The organism is Ancrocorticia sp. (assembly GCF_052089425.1).
In the GTDB taxonomy this organism is placed as follows: Bacteria; Actinomycetota; Actinomycetes; order Actinomycetales; family Actinomycetaceae; genus Ancrocorticia.
In genome coordinates, this window is record NZ_JBQCZW010000072.1 from 1 (window position 1) to 4,187 (window position 4,187).

At 57.3% G+C, this 4,187-nt stretch carries 3 protein-coding genes; 2 read left to right on the forward strand and 1 reads right to left on the reverse strand.

The window, feature by feature from the left end; translation table 11 throughout:
• The first annotated feature begins 422 nt into the window (after positions 1 to 422).
• Both ACTHV6_RS11910 and ACTHV6_RS11915 read left to right on the forward strand, forming a co-directional pair.
• Positions 423 to 1,187 (forward strand): hypothetical protein, encoded by a 765-nt coding sequence (locus tag ACTHV6_RS11910; RefSeq protein ID WP_441387853.1) that lies wholly within the window; start codon positions 423 to 425, stop codon positions 1,185 to 1,187.
• A gap of 79 nt (positions 1,188 to 1,266) precedes the next feature.
• A complete protein-coding gene (locus ACTHV6_RS11915; protein WP_441387854.1) occupies positions 1,267 to 2,292 on the forward strand; it encodes a hypothetical protein in 1,026 nt (341 codons plus the stop codon).
• 51 nt (positions 2,293 to 2,343) lie between these two features.
• Here ACTHV6_RS11915 and ACTHV6_RS11920 read toward each other — a convergent pair whose 3' ends face one another.
• Complete coding sequence (locus ACTHV6_RS11920; protein WP_441387855.1) at positions 2,344 to 3,366, reverse strand: dipeptidase; 1,023 nt, start codon at positions 3,364 to 3,366, stop codon at positions 2,344 to 2,346.
• Between the last annotated feature and the right edge of the window lie 821 nt (positions 3,367 to 4,187).

A 4,187-nucleotide genomic window follows, 5' to 3' on the forward strand; every position in this document is an offset into this window, starting at 1 on the left:
TTAAGTGACAGCTTCGTGGCGGTATTAATTGCCGAAATGTGCTGTCACGCAATCGAACGTATAAGTGATGCGTCGAGAACGAGATGAGGGTAGTTCGAGTGCTGGTCGGGTGGGCAACTCTGAGACCAAAATCGCGAACCTGTGTGTCGAGCTGGGTATCAGCCGTCGGACGCTGACCGTCACCTCTCCCCAACAGGCCAGCTACGACCCGCCGGGCTGAGACTCCTCCATAGTTCAGGAGTCGATTCCTCCTGCTGGCACGCGAAACGACCCATAGCTGGGGTATTTTGGACTGGAAGCAACGACTTAACGTTCGTAAGTTAGTCAGAGAATTAGCTATGGTTGGTCACGAGTCAACCTACGGTGACAGAGAGACGAGCGTCGGCCCGCCACGGAACCCTCGCTTGCTAGTCTCATCAGGCATGAACAAGAGACTGAGAATAGTAGTCGCGCTCACTGCGGCAATCGCCTTTAGCCAGGCACCAATGACAGCCCTCGCTGACGAGGGCCAGGATGAGATGATCGATGCGATCCTTCAAGTCAACCCAGGACTAAGCAAGAGTGAGCTAGTCGGCTCGATTTCCGATCAAGCAAAGAATACGGGAATCCCAGAGATAGAGTTGATTGAAATCGTATTCAAAGACTCGCAAGCCGCGCGGGTCAATCAGGAAGCAGATAGATCAAACATGTCAAAGAGCGGTGGTGGTGATGGTGATGACGGCTACCAAGTGAGGCTGGGTTGCGCCTTCCAAGGCTACTACACCTACTCGTTCGCCCGGAATTTCGGAGTCAATCATGGGCACAACGTGCTTTTTGTGCAGGCTTGCCAGGCCATCCATGCGCCAGGGTCGGGACAGAATCTCACTCGGGTAGGATCCAATCATCGTCTGTGGTACAAGAATGCTTATCCAGCTCATATTCGTCGCGTTGACGGAGCGTCGATAAATGCCCATGATCGTGCGGCTGCGTTGGCTGAGAACAGGTACGCGCGTAACCTTCCATACAATAGCAACTTCGCTTTCAATAAGACTGTCTGGGACAACAAGTACAACTGTTCCCAACTCGTTTGGGCCGCTTGGCAGTATTCAAACGACACTGACTTGGACGACAATGGTGGTCCGGGGGTTTACCCGGAGGATCTTTGGAAATCCCGGAAGACCGTCATCAATCGCTACTTGACGCCCTGACGTGCGACGAAGGACCTTCGTCTCCACTACTGCCACTCTGCCCCTCATCTTATTTGGCTGCTCTTCTCGAGGGGAGCAGGTGGACCTTCAAGACGTCAAGTCGACATCTGCTGGCGACTACGCCCTCTTGTTAGAGAACATGGGGGGCGGACACAGGATGGATGGCTCTGGGGAGGGGCGACTCGTCCTCTTGGGCAGCGGAGGCAAAGAAGCTGTTCAGAGTGTGGGTTTTGATCCCATAGATCAAGCCGCCCTGCTTAGTCATGGCAAGGAACTGTTCTGGGTGGGCAACGACGGGTTACACATTTGGAATGACTCATTACGCAGTTACCCCGGAATGCCGGTCGCTGGCTCCCTTTACGAACTCCACCGCACTGATTCTGGCTATCTGGCCGCAATCAACGGTGGTGCACCAAGTGCCGACTCGTATGTATCGGGTCTCGTCCTCCTCGAGGATGAGAAGAAGCGGGAGTGGACTTACCCCGGATGGCTTCACTCTATTGCGTGGGCTGCAGGTACCGTTGTTGGCTTCGCAAGTCCGACTCTGGATGACCCAATGATCACACTTACAGATCTCGGTCCAGGTAACACAGGACGAGCGCTGGGTGACGCAATAGACTCCAGTCTAGTGTGGGGACAACTCATTAGCGACGGAAATCGGGTAATGATCTTCACGACCCGGTCCATGAGCGGGGCGACGGCGGAGTTATTAATCACCGACATCGTGTCGGGTTCCACCGCAAGGCACCCGCTCACCGGAGCAGGGTCTTTCTTCGACGTCGCCAATTGGTACGAGGGCTCAGGACCTTCAAATCTACTTCTCCATGAAGGCCATATTCTGTGGATAACAGATAATACATTGTGGCGCACTGATCCTGCTAGCGGTGAAACTCAACGAGCATTCGACGTTATGGATAACGTTTCAGTCCCGGGAGTGGCACACTACCTCTCGGCCAACGGATTGTTAACTGTTTGGCGGACTGAGGCGAGATGGAATTTGGAGAAGCGTAGTCTGTCAAGTGGGGAAGTGATTGATGCCATTCGGGGAATTACTGTCGAGGGGCCGGAAGATCTATACGTAATGGGTGCGGTCTCTCTTGGATAGTGAGAGGGCGTATGCCCAGTACAGACGGTTGTGGCTGTTTAAAATGGTAATTCAGTCGGGGAGCGTTTCGCGCATTACTCTGAGAGTGTTGCCTCCCATGATGGCTCGGATGTCGAAATCTGACCGTCCGCGGTCCTGCAACTCCTTTGTGACGGAGGCAATCTCACTGGTGTCCCAGCCCACCGTCACCGACCCGTCGAAGTCGCTACCGAGCGCGGCGGTCTCGAGCCCACCGACCGCAATGACATGGTCAATGGCATCCACCACGGCCGCCGGAGTTCGGTCGCATACCGCTGTGTTCCAGTAACCAATACCGATGACCCCTTCGGTGTCGGCCACGCCCCGGATCTGTTCATCGGTGAGGTTGCGGCTGTTATCGCACGTCGCCCGGACACCGCCGTGGCTGGACACGACCGGGTGGGTTGCGCGTTTCCGGATTTCTGTGACAGCGGCGGGGCTGGTGTGTGCGATGTCGATGATGACACCGCGGCGTTCGAAGTCGTCGAAGACCTGGCGTCCGAGGTCGGTGAGACCGCCCTGGTCCATGCCGTGCAGCGACCCCGCCACTTCGTTGTCGAAGAAATGCGCGAAACCGGCCATCCGCATCCCGGCGTTGTACAACGCCTCAACGTTCCCGGGGTCACCCTCGAGATTGTGCAGGCCCTCGACGGAGAACAGTGCTCCCGTTATTTCCCGCCCCGCGGCGCGCGCCTCGAGCAGTTGGGTGAGGTCTCCTTTGGAGCGCACCAACACCAGCCAACCATCCGAGTCCGCGGACGCCTTCTCAAGCTTCGCCGCATGGTGGAGCGAGCGTTCTGTGAGCGATGTCCACGTCCTTGGCGGTTGGAGTTGGGCTAGAGCCAGCAGCGTGATGTTGTCGTTGTTACCGGTGTTGGCGTCGGCTGTAAGCCCTCTCGGGGACTTGGCAATGGACGAGAAGACCTGGAGCGCCACATTGTCGTCCTCGAGTCGTGGAAGATCCACGTGACCGCGATCAGCACCCGTGAGCAGGTTGCGGTCCCACATGAGGGTGTCGCTGTGCATGTCGACAACGTCGAACGACGCGTGAAGCACCCTGACATCTTCATCAATTGGCGCAAGACTCGGCGCCGCAATCCGGTTTCGAGACCTCTCCACGACCCCCGGCACAAGGACGAAGAAGGCCGTCGCCGTCGCCGCGATCCGCGACGAGCGGCACGCCGATCCGACGCCGCCAGAGTGCCTTCTTGCGTGCCATCTATCTCCTCTAGAATCGGCGGTGGCGACTTGGAATCCGTTGCCGATTGCCGGTGCTCTGCACTCAGCATATCTCCGACCGAGCCGGGTCAATGCCGGGATCGCCGTCGCAATCGCCACGGCTGCGACTGCGGCGACGATCTACCACGAGATCTCCAGCTCGAGGAACAACTTCACGATGAGCCACCCGGCAAGCGTCGCACCGGCCAGGAACCGGATAAGACTCCCGGTGAACACCGACACCAACAGCGAGCCGTCGATTGCAGAAGAGGGCCGTGGCAAACGAAGCGGATCCCCATCCCGAACCCGTCTCGCAAGAGAGCCACCCCAGTAGGGAGTGAGCCGCCTACTCGCAGCCAGACCAGCTGTGACATATCGGCCAGGAACGTGTCTCATGCGGAGCTAACGTGCGTAGCCGATCAATTTCCCCATGACATCCTCTCCCTCTGTCTCGAAACTAACGATGAGTACCAAGAATGGGGCGATATGTTCCGAGACATGGTTATGAGACTAACGCGCGAGGTGTGAGGGTCGGCTTTCACGCGGAAAAAGTGATCGCGGCATTAGAGCTCGCCAGGCCGTAGTGAGACGTCTCGTATCCCTAAGCGTAGTGAGACACATTGGTCGCGGCACTGAAGTGAAGCGCCCCAGGTTGTTCT